Below are 15,383 nucleotides of genomic sequence, written 5' to 3' on the forward strand. Positions count from 1 at the left end.
CCGGCGGCCAGCATTACGACTACAAACCAGCAGCTTCGGCTCACCGCGCTATGTGCCGCTGGTGACCACCGCGTCGGCATGCGCGTCCTGAATCCGCACTTCGCCGCTTACCCGCCCGCCTTCGAGCACCGCGATCCGGGGGGTCACGATGTTTCCCGTCACCGACGCGGTCGCCTGAAGCTCCACCCGATCGGTCGCGTGGATCGAGCCCGTCACCTCGCCGCCGATCACCGCCTCCTTGGTGTGCAGATCGCCCTCCACCCTCGCGCCCTGCCCGACGAGCACCTGCGCCGCCGCGCGCACCGTCCCTCGGATCTGGCCCTCGATGCGCACCACGCCCTCGGTCTCCAGGTCCCCCACGATCGTCATGTCCTTGGCAACGATCGAGAACGGCATCTGGTCCGAGCGGCGCCGGCGCAGCTCGTTTCCCTGCTCGTCCCGCGCCGGCGAATTCGCGAAGATGCTCATGGCCTGGCCTCCTTGACCATCGTCAGTGGGTCGAGCGAGACACCCTGGCGGCGGATCTCGAAGTGAAGGTGCGGTGCCGTGGACCGGCCGCTGTTGCCGGTGAGCGCGATGACCTGCCCTGCTTGCACGGTGTCGCCCTGTGCGACGAGGCGCCGGGAAAGGTGACCGTACATTGATTGGTAGCCGTCAGGATGCTGGATCAGGACGAACCATCCGTACTGGGGGTCCTCGCCGCTCTCCGCCACCACCCCGCCCCCTGCCGCGCGCACCATGCTGCCGACTGGCACGGCAATGTCGATGCCGGGATGCGGCTCGTCCCTGGCGTTCTGATTGACCTGGCCGCGGGTGACGAAGCCGGCGTCGTCGAGCGGCCAGTAGCGCGGCGGCTCGGCCCCCGCCGCGTAGCGCGGCGAACCGCCGGCCGGGTATGCGCGGATGGCCGGCGCGATCGGCAACGTAGTCATGGCCCGCACCGGGTCCGGCACGATGTCAGCGCCGATCATCTTCCGTACCTGGGCGTAGCGTTGCTCCAGGCTGTCGACCGCCGCGCTCAGCTCGATGATGCGCGCGTTGTCAGCCTTGAGCCGGGCGACCTGGCGCTCGAGCCCCGGCACCCGGGCGGCGGAGCGCACGATCGGCGCGTAGCCGACCACGCCCGCCGCCACGAGCACCACCAGACCGGCCGACGCCCAGCTCCCCGCGCGCAATACCCAGCGTGGCACCCGGTAGGTGCGCGATTCCAGCGCGCCGTCGCGCTGCACCATGATGGTGTAGGCGCGGCCCGGTTTCATCCCGCGTACGCTTCGCCCAGCATGAGCTCGAGCAGGCGCGCGAGGTCGTCGTTGGAGTAGTAGTTGATCGTGAGGAACCCTCGGCCCCTGCGCCGAGGGTGGATCCTGACGTCGGTGCCAAGGCGCTTGCGCAGCACGTCCTCGACGCGGCGCGCATCGGGGGAGAGCATGCGCCCGTCGCGCCTGCGGCCACTCGCGTGCCCTCCGCCAGCCTTCACGCCGTCCGGGGCTTCTTCTGCCGGCAAGTCATCGCCGCGCCGCACCCGCTCCTCGGTGTCGCGAACCGACCACCCCTCGTCGGCCGCCTGGCGCGCCATGCGCAGCAAACGCGTTTCGTCTTCGATCGTAAGCAGGGCGCGGGCATGGCCTTCCGACAGCCGACCCTCGTGCACGAGCGCCTGCACCTCTGCGGGCAGCCGCAGCAGCCGGAGCAGGTTCGCGACGGTCGAGCGATTCCGCCCGACGCGGCGCGCCACCTCCGCTTGCGCCACCTCGAACTCTTGCATCAAGCGCCGATAGCCGAGCGCTTCATCGATGGCCGAGAGGTCGTTGCGCTGAAGGTTCTCGATCAGCGCGAGCGTGAGCAGCGTCTGGTCGTCGGCTTCTTTGACCACGGCGGGTACGGTCGCCCAGCCGAGCCGCTGCACCGCACGCCACCGCCGCTCTCCGGCGATCAGCTCGTAACCGGCGCCCGCAGCGCGCACGAGCACGGGCTGCAAGAGCCCTGATGCTTCGATCGACGCCGTGAGCTCGGCGAGCGCCTGCTCGTCGATGCGGGTGCGAGGCTGGAACGGGTTTGGCCGCACCGACGCGACCGTCAGCTCGCGCAGCGCACCGGAAGCCTCGGCCTGCTCGCGGGAAATCGGGCCAAGCAATGCACCGAGCCCGCGTCCGAGTCGCTTGGTTTCGGTCATGAGGTCACCTCGGGCGTCTCCTCGACGATGGGTTCGGGCGGCGCGGGCGTCGCTTCGATCGGCCCGCCTTCGATTCGATGGATCAACTCCTGCGCGACGGCGAGATAGCTCTTGGCGCCAACCGACTGCACGTCGTACAGAAGAATCGGCTTGCCGAAGCTCGGCGCTTCCGCCAGACGCACGTTCCGCGGCACCGGCGTGCGGAACACCTTCGAGTCGAAATACTCCTTTGCGTCCTCGGCCACCTGACGGCAAAGGTTGAGGCGCGAATCGTACATCGTGAGCAACACGCCATCGATGGCGAGCGGCGGATTGAAATTCTGCTGCACGAGACGCACGGTGTTGAGCAGTTGTGAGATGCCTTCAAGTGCGTAGTACTCGCACTGAATAGGAATGAGCACGCCCTGCGCGGCGGCGAGCACGTTGAGCGTGAGGAGACCCAGGGACGGCGGGCAATCGACGAGAATGAAATCGTAGCTTGCCGCGGCGGGGGCGAGAACGTCCCGCAACGCGCGCTCGCGCCCTTCGCGTTCGACGAGCTCGAGCTCTGCGCCGACGAGATCCTGGGTGGCAGGGACGAGGTCGAGATGGGGCAGCAGCGTGCCGCGAAGAAGGATGTCGCCGATGGGCCGGCCGCCCATGAGCGCATCATAGAGCGACGCGCCGAGCGAACCCTTATCGACGCCGAGCCCGCTGGTTGCGTTGCCTTGCGGGTCGGCATCGACAAGCAAGGTCCGGCGCTCCGCGCTGGCGAGCGACGCCGCGAGGTTAACGGCCGTGGTGGTCTTACCGACGCCGCCCTTCTGGTTGGCGACGGCGATTACCCTCGCTTGGGTGCGATTTTCTAAATCGTTGTATGACAAAGACTTAAATGCCAAACCGACCGGGGTTGTCTTGCGAGTGGGCCTCAGGGAAACTCGCCGAATATACGAAGTGATGCCGCGCGGGTAAACCGGGTGCCCGTTTCACGTGAAGCCGCCCGACTACAGCCGGTCCGGGCAGGTAGTCCGGTTAGCGGCAAGGCATCGCCCGCGGCGCTCGGTACGCGTGCTCGGCATTGTACCGGGCGCCTACCGACGTCGAAGAAATTTGGTTCGAGCGTGGATCGCTAGTAGGCTTGCGGCCGCGAGCTCTCGACCGGGCATGTCCTTGCGGTGGAGTCAAGCTCTGTTTCACGTGAAACTCCACTGCGGCGAGCGCGGACCAGGGCGGAGACGACCGCCTGCAGGTCGCTGGGTGAGACTCCGGGAATTCGCCCTGCCTGTCCGAGCGTGCTGGGGCGGATCGAAGAAAGCTTCTCACGCGCTTCGAAGGATACCGAGTGAAGCTCGCCATACGATAGATCCACGGGCAATGGAAAGTGTTCGAGTTCCAGTAGCCGCTCGGCCTGCGCGCGTTCGCGCGTGAGGTAGCCCTCGTATTTGAGCTCGATCTCCGCCCACTCGCACTCGTCGGCCAAGATCGGATTCTCGGCCCCGGCCGAGAGAAGTAGAGCGGCCAAGCTCACGCCAGGCCGCTTCACGAGCTCGGCGACGCATGCCGCAGCACGAAGTGGCTCGGCGCAGGCCTTCTCGAGAATGGGGTTGGCGCCCGCCGGCGCGATCGTCGTTTCCCCAGCAAGCTCGGCCACGCGCTCTTCTCTGGCCAGCCGCTCGTGCGCGTTCCGCAACTCGGAGTTGCTGAGAACGCCGAGCCGCTCCGCCAAGGGGAGCAACCGGCGGAGCGCGTTGTCCTGCCGCAGGAGGAGCCGGTACTCTGCTCGGGATGTGAACAGCCGGTACGGCTCGTCCACACCTTTGGTCACGAGGTCGTCGGCCAGGACGCCGATGTACGCCTGAGCCCGGCCAAACACGACCGGCTCACGATCAAGCGCTAGGGCTGCCGCATTCAGGCCCGCCAGCGCTCCCTGACCCGCAGCTTCCTCGTAGCCAGTGGTGCCGTTCACCTGACCGGCGAGAAAGAGGCCCCGGACTGCCTTTGCTTCGAGAGTCGGCCCAAGCTGCGTCGGAGGGATGTAGTCGTACTCTATCGCGTAGCCGGGGCTCGTCATCTCGACGCGCTCGAGCCCTCGCACCGAGCGGAGCATTTCGAGCTGAATGTCGGGTGGCAGAGAGGTCGAGAGCCCGTTCACATACAGCTCTGACGTGTCGAGACCCTCGGGCTCGAGGAACACCTGGTGCCGCTCGGCGTCCGGGAACTTGACGATCTTATCTTCGATGGACGGGCAGTACCGCGGGCCTCTGGAGCTGATCGCGCCACCGTACAGTGCTGACTCTCCAAGATGCCGTTCGACGATGGCCCGCAGCAGAGCATCGGTGTGGGTCAAATGACAGGGCAACTGGGGAGGGTGCTCAGCGCGCTCGTGGAACGAGAACCAGTAGGCGCCCGGATCGCCATCTTGGCGAGCAAGACGCGAGAAATCGACGGAGCGACCATCAATTCTCGGCGGGGTTCCAGTCTTGAAGCGATGTAGCGTAAGCCCAAGCACATCAAACGCTTGCGATATTGCATTGGCGGGAGCCTCGCCTGCCCGGCCGGCGGGAATTCGCATCGACGTGCCGATGTGAATCGTGCCTCGCATGAACGTCCCTGCGGTGACCACGATCGCCGGGGCGTCGTACCGCCGCCCGGCGGTAGTCACGATGCCGTCCACTCGAAGGCCGCTCACTCCGATCGACGCCACATCACCCTGCACCAGTTCCAGGCTCGGCCGGCGCTCGAGCAGCGAGCGCACGGCGTGCCGGTAGAGCTTCCGATCGCACTGCGCTCTCGGCGCCCAGACCGCCGGCCCCTTCGAACGGTTCAGCATCCGGAACTGGATCCGCGCCCGATCGGTGGCGCCGCCCATGATTCCACCGAGCGCGTCGACTTCGCGCACCACGGTGCCTTTGGCAATGCCGCCGATGGCGGGATTGCACGACATCTGCCCGATGGTGTCGAGATTGTGCGTGATGAGCAGGACCCGTGCGCCCACACGCGCGGCCAGGGCGGCCGCCTCTGCTCCAGCGTGCCCACCGCCAATCACGATGACGTCGTAGCGCGCCATGCTCCTAATATCCAGCCGGTAGACTGACTAGACGCCGAGTGATCCCAGTGGAGTGATTGAAATGACGTCGGCCGATAGCACCACCAGGTGCTTGTGCTCTCCGCGCACACCGAAGGCAGCGCTCCGCCGGACGAACTCGTCCCTCGCCGGCGTGCCGGCTTCCGACTGATGCCGCGCGACGTCGAGCAGATGCACCCCCGCCGCATCCTGCGTATCGAAGCGCCCGATATAGGTGATCCCGCCGCGGGCCTCGAGAACGACGGTAACTCCGTGGAACGCCTGGTGACCGGGGTGAAAGACGTGGCCCGCCATCTAAACCGTCGCGCCGCAGTATTTGTCGAACGCCGCCGTGAGGTTCGCCGCGACGGCCTGCGGGCTCTGGCCTTCGATCTGGTGGCGATGAATGAAGTGCACGACCTCGCCATCCCTGAACAGCGCCATCGACGGCGAGCTCGGCGCGTATTCGGCGAAGTACTGCCGAGCGCGGGCGGTGGCGTCGACGTCCTGTCCTGCGAAGACGGTCACGATGTGCCCCGGTCGGACGGCGTTCCCGAGTGCCAACGCGAGCGCCGGGCGCGCATTCCCTGCGGCACAGCCGCACACCGAGTTGACGAAGACGAGCGTCGTCCCCCGCTGGTCGCCGAGCGCGTCGTCCACCTCGCCGGCCGTCTTGAGCTCCTTTGCGCCCATGCGCACCATTTCATCGCGCATCGGGGCCACGAGTCGGGGATCGTAAGGCATGAATTCGATTCCTTTGTAGAGAGAGTTGCCAGTCCATCGGGCGCGATTGGCGCCCTACTCGGTCGACACCGCCGCGAGCGATGCCGCGTCGGCCGCCGGAGCATCGAGCGCCGCCTTGAGCGCGTGCCACGAAAGGCTGGCGCACTTGACCCGCACCGGAAACTCAGAGATGCCTGAGAACACCACCAGCTTGCCGATTGATTCCCGAGCCTTGTCGGGCGCAAGCGTGCCGGTCACCAGTTGATGAAAGCGCTCGAACAACCGCTCGACCTCCGACCGCGTCTTGCCCTTCACCGCCGCGGTCATCAGCGAGGCCGATGCCTTGGAGATCGCGCACCCGGAGCCCTGAAAGGTCACGTCGGAGATCACGTCGCCGTCGAGCTTGAGCCAGACGGTGAGCTGGTCGCCGCAGAGCGGGTTGCGGCCCTCGGCGAGGCGATCGGCATCCTCCATCGCGCGGTAGTTCCGCGGCGCGCGGTTGTGCTCCAGGATCACGTCCTGATACAGCTCGCCAAGGCTGCTCATCAGGCAAACACCTCGCGGACGCGGTGCAGCGCCCGGACCAGGATGTCCACCTCGTCGCGCGTGTTGTAGAGCGCGAACGAGGCCCGGGCGGTGGCCGGCACGTCGAAGCGCCGCATCACCGGCTGGGCGCAGTGGTGTCCGGCGCGGATGGCCACGCCCTCGTGGTCAAGCACGGTGCCGATGTCGTGCGGATGGATGCCGGCCAGCGCAAAGCTCAAGATGCTCGCCTTGTCGCGCGCGGTGCCGACGACACGCAGGTCCGGGAGCGCCGCCACCCTTTCGGTGGCGTAGGCAAGCAGGTCGCGCTCATGTGCCTCGATGGCCGCGAGCCCCAGCGTTTCCACGTATTCCAGCGCGGCGCCGAGCCCGATCACGCCGGCGATGTGCGGGGTGCCGGCCTCGAACTTGGAAGGCAGCGGAGCCCAAGTGGAGCCCTCGAAGGTGACCGACGAAATCATGTCGCCGCCGCCCTGATACGGCGGCATCCGCTCGAGCAACTGCTCCTTGCCGTAGAGCACGCCGATGCCGGTCGGGCCGAGAAGCTTGTGGCCCGAGAAGGCGAAGAAATCGCAGCCGAGCGCGCGCACGTCAACGGCGAGGTGCGGTGCCGATTGGGCTCCGTCCACCAGCACCGGAATGCCGCGCGCGTGCGCCAGCTCCACGATGCGCGCAACCGGATTGATCGTGCCCAACGCATTGGAGACGTGCACGATGGAGACGAGACGGGTGCGCTCGTTCAGGAGCCCCGTGAAAGCCTCCAGGTCGAGCTCGCCCGCGTCCGTGATTGGCGCCACCCGAAGCCGCACGCCACGCTGCTCGGCGAGGAGCTGCCAGGGGACAATGTTGGCGTGGTGCTCCATCCCCGTGATCAGCACCTCATCACCCTTGGCGAGTTCCGTGCGCCCGTAGCTCTGGGCCACGAGGTTGATCCCGTCGGTAGTGCCGCGCACGAAGATGATCTCGCGGGGCGAGGCCGCGTTGATGAACCGCGCAACGTGCTCCCGCACCGCGTCGTAGGCCTGCGTGGCATGCTCGCTCAGCCAATGCACGCCCCGATGGATATTGGCGTTCTCGGCAGTGTAATAGTGGATGAGAGCCTCGATGACGGCCCGCGGTTTCTGCGTAGTGGCCGCGTTGTCGAGATAGACCAGCGGCTTGCCCCGCACCATGGTGCCGAGAATGGGGAAATCCGCGCGCACCCGTTGGACATCCAATGCCGGTGCGGAGCCGCGCGCGGCGGCGCGTGGGGGGGCGGCCGCAGTCATGGGCGCAGCATCACTCGATCCCGCCCAGGCGCTCGAGCACCAGGCGGTCGAGCGTCCGGCGCACCGGCTCCAGCGCCACTTCGTTCACGACTTCTGCCGCGAAGGCGTAGGTGAGCAGCCGCTTGGCAACCGGCTCGGGAATGCCGCGGCTCCTCAGATAGAAGAGTCCGAGCTGGTCCAGGTATCCCACAGTCGCGCCGTGGGTGCACTTCACGTCGTCCGCGAAAATCTCGAGCTGCGGCTTGGTGTCGACCTTGGCGCCGTTCGAGAGCAGGAGGTTCCGGTTGGTCTGCTTGGCGTCCGTCTTCTGCGCCTCGGGCCGCACGAGCACCTTGCCGTTGAACACTGCGCGCGACCGTCCGTCGAGCACGCCCTTGTAGACCTCCCAACTATTGCATTCGGGGTGGTCGTGATAGATGGCCGTGTGATTGTCCGCCAACTGATCGCCGCGGGTGAGATAGAGCCCGTACATGAGCGTCTCGATCCCGGGCGCATTGAGCCGCACGTGCAGGTTGTGCCGGCTGATGGCTCCGCCCATGGCCAGGGTGAACGAGCGGTAGTGGCTGCCGCGCGCCTGGTCCACCTGGGTGAGCCCAACGTGATACGCCGCCTCGCTCTCGCGCTGGATTCGGGTGTGCTCGGTCCAGGCGCCCTCGCCCGAGGAGACTTCGGTGACGGCGTTGGTGAAATAGGGGGCGCCCTCCGCCAGCGTGACGTAGCTCTCGACCACCGAGGCGCGCGCCTCGCGCTCGACCACGATGAGGTTGCGCGGGTGGGTAACCGCGCCGGCGGCATCGGGACTTGTGACGAAGATGAGATGGATGGGCTGCTCGAGCACCGTGCCCGGCGGCACGTAGACCAGCGCGCCGTCTTCGAGGAACGCGGTGTTGAGCGCCGTGAACGCGCTGCCCTCGACCGGAGCGTGACGCGTGAGATGGCGCTCGATCACGGCGGGATCGCGGTGCAGCGCGGCCGACAGGCTCTCGAGCCGGACCCCCGTCGGCATTGGCGGAAATATGGAGAGCGCGGGCGACAGCCGGCCGTTCACGAACACCAGCTGCGGCCACTCCGGATGGCCGAACAGAAACGGCGCCAGCGCCTCGCGCCGCACCGTCGCCGGTGCGGCCGGCCGGAATGCCTGCTGCGAAATGGGCCCGAGCGGCGTGAAGCGCCACTCCTCATCCCTGGCGGTCGGGAAGCCGACCTCGGCAAAGCGGTTGATCGCGGCGCGCTGCAGCTCCGGCAGCCAGACCGGCGCTCCGTTGGCCGGGCGTGCTTCGAATTGGCGCACATAGGTTTCGATCACGCCACGCCTGCCTCGGCCTCGACCCAGTCGTAACCGCGGGCCTCGAGCTCCTGCGCCAGCTCCTTGCCGCCGGATTTGACGATCCGTCCGTTCGAGAGCACGTGCACGAAGTCCGGTACGATGTAATTGAGCAGCCGCTGGTAGTGCGTCACCACGATGAACGCGCGGTCCGGGCTCCTGAGCTGGTTCACCCCCGCAGCGACGATCCGGAGCGCGTCGATGTCGAGCCCCGAGTCGGTCTCGTCGAGAATGGCCAGCCGCGGCTCGAGCACCGCGAGCTGCAGGATTTCATTTCGCTTCTTCTCGCCGCCCGAGAAGCCTGAGTTCACCGCGCGGCTCATGATCTCGGGGCCCCAGTCGACAATCTTGAGCTTCTGCTCCAGGACCTCGATGAAGTCGATCGGGTCCACCTCGTCCTCGCCGCGCGCCTTGCGGATTTCGTTGTAGGCCGCCCGGAGGAAGTAGGCGTTGGTGACGCCCGGGATTTCGACCGGGTACTGGAAGGCGAGAAACAACCCCGCCTGCGCTCGCTCCTCGGGCTCGAGCTCGAGCAGGTCGCCGCCCTCGTAGCGCACCTCTCCGCCGGTGACTTTGTAGGCCGGGTGGCCGGCCAGCACCTGGGCGAGCGTGCTCTTGCCCGAGCCGTTCGGGCCCATGATCGCGTGCACTTCGCCGGCATTGACGGTGAGGTTTACGCCGCGGAGGATTTCCGTGTCGCCGGCCGCGGCGTGGAGTTCGCGGACCTCGAGCAGGGGAGTTTCCTGCGCCTTGCGGTTAGCCAACGCTGCCCTCCAGACTGACGCCGAGAAGCTTCTGGGCCTCGACCGCGAACTCCATCGGCAGCTCCTGGAAGACCTCCTTGCAGAAGCCGTTCACGATCATCGAGATGGCGTTCTCGGTGTTGAGGCCGCGCTGCTTCAGATAGAAGATCTGGTCCTCACCGATCTTGGACGTGGACGCCTCGTGCTCCACCGACGCGGTGGGGTTCTGCACGTCGATGTACGGGAACGTGTGCGCGCCACAGCGATTGCCGATGAGCATCGAGTCGCACTGGGTGTAGTTGCGCGCGCCTTCGGCACGCGGAAGTACCTTGACCAGACCGCGATAGCTGTTGTTGCCGCGGCCCGCGGAGATGCCCTTCGAGACGATCGTGCTGCGGGTGTTGCGCCCCAGATGGATCATCTTGGTGCCGGTGTCCGCCTGCTGCCGGTTGTTGACCACGGCTACGGAGTAGAACTCGCCGACGGCGTTGTCGCCCTGGAGGATGACGCTCGGATACTTCCAGGTGATGGCCGAGCCGGTCTCGACCTGGGTCCAGGAAATCTTGGCGTTGCGCAGCGCCTTGCCGCGCTTGGTCACGAAATTGTAAATCCCGCCCCGCCCCTCTTCGTCGCCCGCGTACCAGTTCTGCACGGTGGAGTACTTGATCTGGGCGTTGTCGAGCGCCACCAGCTCGACCACCGCGGCATGGAGCTGGTTGGTGTCGCGCTTGGGCGCCGTGCAGCCCTCGAGGTAGCTCACGCTGGCACCCTCGTCCGCAATGATGAGCGTGCGCTCGAACTGCCCGGTGTCGGCCGCGTTGATCCGGAAGTAGGTGGACAGCTCCATGGGGCACTTGAGCCCCTTGGGCACGTACACGAACGAGCCGTCGCTGAAGACCGCGGCGTTGAGCGCGGCGAAGAAGTTATCACTCGCGGGCACGACCGACCCCAGGTACTTCTCGACCAGCGCGGGATGCTCCTGCACCGCCTCGCCGAACGAGCAGAAGATGATGCCGAGCTCGGCCAGGCGCTTCTTGTAGCTGGTGCCGACCGAGACGCTGTCGAAGATCGCGTCCACCGCAACGCCCGCGAGCACCTTCTGCTCGGAGAGCGGAATGCCGAGCTTGTCGTAAGTCTCGCGCAGCTTGGGGTCCACGTCGTCGAGGCTGCCCAGCGGCTGCTTGGTTCGAGGCGCGGCGTAGTAGCTGATGTCCTGGTAGTCGATAGTCGGATAGGTGACGTTGGACCAATGCGGCTCGCGCATCTTGAGCCAACCGCGGAACGCCTTGAGGCGCCACTCGAGCATGAACGCCGGCTCGCGCTTCTTCGCCGAGATGAGGCGGATCACGTCTTCGTCGAGTCCCTTGGGCGCAACGTCGGCTTCGATGTCGGTGACGAAACCGTACTTGTATGCGCGGTTGACCAGCGTTTCGACTGGCGAGCTCATGCCGTCTCCTCTGTTCCTGCCGCCGCCGGGCCCTCGGGCCCGGCAAACCGCACGTGGTACTCGCAGGCGGTGCAGCCTTCGAGAATGTGTGCCCGGCGATCCACGGGCGCGCCGAGCACGTCCTCCAGGAAGCGGGCTTCCGCCGCGCAGAGCTCGGGAAATCGCTCGGCCACGGACTGGATTGCGCAATTGTGTTCCGTGAGCGTGCCCGACGCGTGCTCGGTGGGCGCGGCGGCCTGCCACTCCGTCATGTATCCCTCGTCCGCAAGAGTACGGGCGACGGCTTCGAGCCGGCGTGCCGGCGGAGCGTCGGCGAGCTCGGTCTTGAGCCGGTGGGCGAGATCGGCGTAGTGGGCTTCGAGCATCCGGACCGCCGCCGCCCGGCCCTCCCGCTCCACCATGTGGTCGAGCAGCTCGAAGAGCGTCGCCTCGTAGCGGCGCGGGAAGAGCGCCTCCGCCTCCGCGCTCAGGCGATAGGCAAAGACCGGGGCGCCTACGCCACGGTGCTGCCGCTGGTATTGGATGAGCCCGTCGGCCTCGAGCTCCTTTAGATGATGTCGCACGCCGTTGAGCGAAACGCCGAGCTTGCCCGCCAGCTCCTTGGCCGAGAGCGGCTGCGCGTGCTTGAGCTCGACCAGGATGGCGCGGCGCGGGCCTTTGTGGCCGGTCGGAAGATTGCTCGGGCCGGGCTGCGGGATCGGAATTGCCATGCCGCAAGGCTAATCGTTGTAATGGCAATTGTCAATTTGTACGAGCAAATTGGTAATAATGCTGTAACTAATTATGTTAGTGCGCGTTAGCATCGTAGTATGCATACATACTATCTTGGATTACCCAGTAGCAATCTCGCCGCCGTACACCTCCCGCTGGTCAGAGTGTCGCCCTTCATTCATATTGGGCGGCGAGCCGGCCCCACCCAGGGCCGTTCCCCACACTCGGCAGGTCGCCCCATGACGATCCACCGCATCCGCCTCCTCGGCGATCCGATTCTCCGCACCCGCTGCGAGCCCATCACCAAGCCGGGGTCCACTGCCGTCCGGGTCATCATCGATGACCTGCGCGAGACACTGCGCGACTGGCAATCCCGCTTCGGTGCGGGGCGGGCCATCGCGGCTCCCCAGATCGGCGCGCCGGTGCGCGTGGTGTACGTCGAGATGGACCGGCCCTGGCCGCTGGTGAATCCGGAGATCATCGACATCGGGACCGAGGATTTCTGGGTCTGGGATGACTGTTTCTCCTTTCCGAACATGCTGGTGCGGGTCTCGCGCGCGTACCGCATCCGGATACGCTACCAGGATGTGAAGGGCGCGTGGCATGAGGAGGAGCTCGAGGGCGACCGGGCCGAGCTCCTGCAGCACGAGCTCGACCACCTCGACGGTGTGCTTGCGGTCGATTGCCCGCATGGCCTGGATCCGTTCTGCCTGCGCGAGGAGTGGAACCGCATCCACGCGCACCGCGGCCGATACGGGCCACCGGAGCCGCGCACCGAGACCTACGCGGGTGCGGCCTCCGGAGATCTGTAGGTGACAACGACGGTTGCGGAGGCCACGGCGGGCGCGCACATGCCTCCGTGCGACTACGCACCGCGCCCCTACGACGGTCCCTCGCGCGACGAGGTCCTGGCGCTCCGCCGCCGCTACGTCCATCCCTCGCTCTTTACGCTCTATCGCGAGCCGCTCATGCTGGTCGAGGGCCACATGCAGTGGCTCTTCGACGAGACGGGGCGCCGATACCTCGATCTCTTTGCCGGCATCGCCACTGTCTCCTGCGGCCATGCCCATCCCAAGGTCGTCGCTCGCATCGAGGCGCAGGCGGAACAGCTCCAGCACGCTTCCACGATCTATCTACATCCGACCTTGCCGCTCCTTGCCCGGGAGCTCGCGGCCCGGATGCCGCCTGGACTGGATGTCAGCTACTTCGTGAACAGCGGCAGCGAGGCAAACGACCTCGCGGTGACCATGGCGCGGCTGTACACCGGCCACACCGACGTGGTCGCGGTACGGAACGGCTATCACGGTGGCTCGCCCACCACGATGGGGCTCACGTCGCATCACACCTGGAAGTTTCCCACCCAGGTGAGCGCGGGCGTTCACCACACCGTCTGCCCCGATCCGTATCGAAGTGCCTTCGGCGGCACGCCCGAGGCAATCGCGACCCAGAGCGTGGCGGAGATGCGCGACCTCATCCGCTACGCTACCACGGGGCGGATCGCGGCATTCATCGCGGAGCCGATCCAGGGCGTCGGCGGCGCGACCCTCGGCGCGCCCAACTACCTGCGCGAGGCGTACGCCCTCACGCGGGAGCACGGCGGCCTCTGCATCTCCGACGAGGTGCAGACCGGATTCGGGCGCACCGGTGAGCAGTACTGGGGCTTCCAGAACTCCGGTGTCACGCCGGACATCGTGACGATGGCCAAAGGCATCGGCAATGGGATGCCGCTCGCCGCGGTCACCACGCGCCGGGACATCGCCGATGCGCTCACCCAACGGATCCACTTCAATACGTTCGGCGGCAACCCCGTCGCGATGGCGGCTGGCCTTGCCGTGCTCGAGGTGATCGACGAGGACGGCTTGCAGGAGAACGCCCGCGTCGTCGGTGCCCGACTCAAGGCGGGCTTGCAAGACCTTGCCCGCCGGCACCCGCTCATCGGCGACGTACGGGGCATGGGGCTCATGCTGGGCGTCGAGGTGGTGCGCGACCGGGCGCGCCGCACACCCGCTGCCGAGGAAACGCTCGAGGTGCTGGAACAGCTCCGGGGGCTCGGCGTGCTGGTGGGCAAAGGGGGCCTCGACGCCAACGTGCTCCGTATCAAGCCGCCGCTCTGCCTGGCCACAGAGGACGCAGATTTCGCGATCGCCTGCCTCGACCTGGCGCTGGGCCGAGTCGAAGCCGCATAGCGCGTGGCGAGGGCCCTACGAAGGCTAGTACCATCCAGACGAGTCGAAGGCCTGGCGCAGCGCCCTCGAATTTCTCCGCAATTACCTCTGGCACGACAACGGTCTCCACGGGACCGCGCTCCAGTACACGACGGGGCTGCTGGTGTATCCGCTCAAGCGGCTCCGCCACGCCGGTCCGCAAGGCTGCCCATCCGCTTTGAGTTCGCCCCACCGGAGATCCGGCCGTACGGGCGGCGACCTGATGATCGCGGGCGGGCTCGCTAACATTCGGCAAGGCGATCGGCACTCACCCACCGGGAGGGGGCATGCGGGGACGCATGGTCGAGCTTCGCAGCAACGGACGCACGGCTAACGGCTATCTCGCCGCCAGCGCCGGGCGCGGACCGGGCCTCGTGCTCATTCAGGAATGGTGGGGCCTGGTCCCGCACATCGAGGATCTCGCCGACCGTTTCGCCGCGGAGGGATTCGTCACCCTCGCGCCCGACCTGTTTCACGGAAAGCAGACGCGGAGCCCTGACGAGGCGGCCAAGCTGCTCATGGCACTCAACATCGGCGAGGCTGCCAGGGACATGCACGGCGCCGGCCAGTACCTGCTGGGCCAAGCCGAGGTTGAGCCCAAGCGCGTCGGGATAATGGGCTTCTGCATGGGTGGACAGCTCGCGCTCTTCGCGGCGCAGGAATACCCCGAAACCTTCAGCGCCGCGGTCGACTTCTACGGCGTTCATCCGAACGTGCCGATCGATCCGGGCCGAGTTCGGGTACCGGTGCTCGGACATTTCGGGCGGAAAGACAAGTCGGTGAAGGAGACGGACGCGCGCGCCCTCGCCGAGAAAGCGCGCGCGGGCGGCGCGTCCTTCACCGCGTATTTCTACGACGCGGGGCACGCTTTCTTCAACGATACGCGGCCGGAGGCATACGATGCGCCGTCCGCCGACCTCGCGTGGCAACGCACCCTTGCGTTCCTGCGCGAGCACCTCGTGTAGCGTGCCGTGGAGAGCGTCGAGCATCTGGTGATCGGCGGCGGGCCGGCGGGCCTCCGCGCGGCGGAGGTCCTGGCCGAGGCGGGGCGCGAGGTCGTCGTACTGGAGCGCCACGCCGAGATCGGGCCGAAGACGTGTGCCGGCGGCCTCACCCGGAAGGCCGTGCGCGAGCTGGAGCCGATCGGCCTCGAGCGCGGGGTCGGACTCGACCGCGTGGGCTATGTGTCATTCAACCACGAGCG

The 15,383-nt window shown here is 67.0% G+C and carries 17 protein-coding genes; 4 read left to right on the plus strand and 13 right to left on the minus strand.

What is annotated here, in order from left to right:
* Positions 1 to 48 precede the first annotated feature (48 nt).
* The 13 genes from VFW66_10890 to VFW66_10950 form a co-directional block, all read right to left on the minus strand.
* Entirely contained in the window at positions 49 to 468 is a 420-nt protein-coding gene (locus VFW66_10890) for a polymer-forming cytoskeletal protein (protein ID HEX5387198.1), read from the minus strand.
* Positions 465 to 1,259, minus strand: coding sequence for a M23 family metallopeptidase (locus VFW66_10895; GenBank protein ID HEX5387199.1), 795 nt, complete (start codon positions 1,257 to 1,259; stop codon positions 465 to 467). The genes VFW66_10890 and VFW66_10895 overlap by 4 nt, the downstream gene beginning before the upstream one ends.
* Positions 1,256 to 2,173 (minus strand): ParB/RepB/Spo0J family partition protein, encoded by a 918-nt coding sequence (locus VFW66_10900; protein ID HEX5387200.1) that lies wholly within the window; start codon positions 2,171 to 2,173, stop codon positions 1,256 to 1,258. Before VFW66_10900 ends, VFW66_10895 begins: the two co-directional genes overlap by 4 nt.
* On the minus strand, positions 2,170 to 3,051 hold the full coding sequence (locus tag VFW66_10905; GenBank protein ID HEX5387201.1) for a ParA family protein: 882 nt from the start codon (positions 3,049 to 3,051) through the stop codon (positions 2,170 to 2,172). Before VFW66_10905 ends, VFW66_10900 begins: the two co-directional genes overlap by 4 nt.
* Before the next feature lie 230 nt (positions 3,052 to 3,281).
* The gene (mnmG, locus tag VFW66_10910) at positions 3,282 to 5,219 is read right to left on the minus strand and encodes a tRNA uridine-5-carboxymethylaminomethyl(34) synthesis enzyme MnmG (protein ID HEX5387202.1); all 1,938 of its coding nucleotides are present in this window, start codon (positions 5,217 to 5,219) and stop codon (positions 3,282 to 3,284) included.
* Positions 5,220 to 5,246: 27 nt separating this feature from the next.
* Positions 5,247 to 5,531: a hypothetical protein gene (locus VFW66_10915; protein HEX5387203.1), complete on the minus strand. Its 285-nt coding sequence runs from the start codon at positions 5,529 to 5,531 to the stop codon at positions 5,247 to 5,249.
* A complete protein-coding gene (locus tag VFW66_10920) occupies positions 5,532 to 5,960 on the minus strand; it encodes a BrxA/BrxB family bacilliredoxin (GenBank protein ID HEX5387204.1) in 429 nt (142 codons plus the stop codon).
* A 54-nt stretch (positions 5,961 to 6,014) separates the two neighbouring features.
* Positions 6,015 to 6,485: an SUF system NifU family Fe-S cluster assembly protein gene (locus tag VFW66_10925; GenBank protein ID HEX5387205.1), complete on the minus strand. Its 471-nt coding sequence runs from the start codon at positions 6,483 to 6,485 to the stop codon at positions 6,015 to 6,017.
* A complete protein-coding gene (locus tag VFW66_10930; protein HEX5387206.1) occupies positions 6,485 to 7,750 on the minus strand; it encodes a cysteine desulfurase in 1,266 nt (421 codons plus the stop codon). Before VFW66_10930 ends, VFW66_10925 begins: the two co-directional genes overlap by 1 nt.
* Before the next feature lie 10 nt (positions 7,751 to 7,760).
* Positions 7,761 to 9,056, minus strand: coding sequence for a Fe-S cluster assembly protein SufD (gene sufD / locus VFW66_10935; GenBank protein ID HEX5387207.1), 1,296 nt, complete (start codon positions 9,054 to 9,056; stop codon positions 7,761 to 7,763).
* A complete protein-coding gene (gene sufC / locus VFW66_10940; GenBank protein ID HEX5387208.1) occupies positions 9,053 to 9,838 on the minus strand; it encodes a Fe-S cluster assembly ATPase SufC in 786 nt (261 codons plus the stop codon). The genes sufD and sufC overlap by 4 nt, the downstream gene beginning before the upstream one ends.
* A complete protein-coding gene (gene sufB / locus VFW66_10945) occupies positions 9,831 to 11,264 on the minus strand; it encodes a Fe-S cluster assembly protein SufB (protein HEX5387209.1) in 1,434 nt (477 codons plus the stop codon). The genes sufC and sufB overlap by 8 nt, the downstream gene beginning before the upstream one ends.
* Entirely contained in the window at positions 11,261 to 11,974 is a 714-nt protein-coding gene (locus VFW66_10950; GenBank protein ID HEX5387210.1) for a helix-turn-helix domain-containing protein, read from the minus strand. Before VFW66_10950 ends, sufB begins: the two co-directional genes overlap by 4 nt.
* Positions 11,975 to 12,214: 240 nt before the next feature.
* On the opposite strand from VFW66_10950, the gene VFW66_10955 reads away from it, so the two are divergent.
* The 4 genes from VFW66_10955 to VFW66_10970 all read left to right on the plus strand — a co-directional run.
* Positions 12,215 to 12,787: a peptide deformylase gene (locus VFW66_10955; protein HEX5387211.1), complete on the plus strand. Its 573-nt coding sequence runs from the start codon at positions 12,215 to 12,217 to the stop codon at positions 12,785 to 12,787.
* Entirely contained in the window at positions 12,788 to 14,161 is a 1,374-nt protein-coding gene (locus tag VFW66_10960; GenBank protein HEX5387212.1) for an aspartate aminotransferase family protein, read from the plus strand.
* 305 nt (positions 14,162 to 14,466) lie between these two features.
* Positions 14,467 to 15,144 carry a dienelactone hydrolase family protein gene (locus VFW66_10965; protein HEX5387213.1) on the plus strand — a complete coding sequence of 226 codons (678 nt, stop codon included), beginning with the start codon at positions 14,467 to 14,469 and terminating at the stop codon, positions 15,142 to 15,144.
* 6 nt (positions 15,145 to 15,150) lie between these two features.
* A partial coding sequence (locus tag VFW66_10970; protein ID HEX5387214.1) for an FAD-dependent monooxygenase occupies positions 15,151 to 15,383 on the plus strand: 233 nt, incomplete at its 3' end.

This window comes from Gemmatimonadales bacterium (assembly GCA_036279355.1).
Lineage (GTDB): Bacteria > Gemmatimonadota > Gemmatimonadetes > Gemmatimonadales > GWC2-71-9 > DASQPE01.

Coding starts and splice junctions, on each gene's coding strand:
- sufB (HEX5387209.1), bottom strand. CDS start 11,264: ATGAGCTCGCCAGTCGAAACGCTGGTCAACCGCGCATACAAGTACGGT.
- VFW66_10965 (HEX5387213.1), top strand. CDS start 14,467: ATGCGGGGACGCATGGTCGAGCTTCGCAGCAACGGACGCACGGCTAAC.
- mnmG (HEX5387202.1), bottom strand. CDS start 5,219: ATGGCGCGCTACGACGTCATCGTGATTGGCGGTGGGCACGCTGGAGCA.
- VFW66_10955 (HEX5387211.1), top strand. CDS start 12,215: ATGACGATCCACCGCATCCGCCTCCTCGGCGATCCGATTCTCCGCACC.
- VFW66_10930 (HEX5387206.1), bottom strand. CDS start 7,750: ATGACTGCGGCCGCCCCCCCACGCGCCGCCGCGCGCGGCTCCGCACCG.
- VFW66_10890 (HEX5387198.1), bottom strand. CDS start 468: ATGAGCATCTTCGCGAATTCGCCGGCGCGGGACGAGCAGGGAAACGAG.
- VFW66_10925 (HEX5387205.1), bottom strand. CDS start 6,485: ATGAGCAGCCTTGGCGAGCTGTATCAGGACGTGATCCTGGAGCACAAC.
- VFW66_10920 (HEX5387204.1), bottom strand. CDS start 5,960: ATGCCTTACGATCCCCGACTCGTGGCCCCGATGCGCGATGAAATGGTG.
- VFW66_10900 (HEX5387200.1), bottom strand. CDS start 2,173: ATGACCGAAACCAAGCGACTCGGACGCGGGCTCGGTGCATTGCTTGGC.
- VFW66_10950 (HEX5387210.1), bottom strand. CDS start 11,974: ATGGCAATTCCGATCCCGCAGCCCGGCCCGAGCAATCTTCCGACCGGC.
- VFW66_10915 (HEX5387203.1), bottom strand. CDS start 5,531: ATGGCGGGCCACGTCTTTCACCCCGGTCACCAGGCGTTCCACGGAGTT.
- VFW66_10895 (HEX5387199.1), bottom strand. CDS start 1,259: ATGAAACCGGGCCGCGCCTACACCATCATGGTGCAGCGCGACGGCGCG.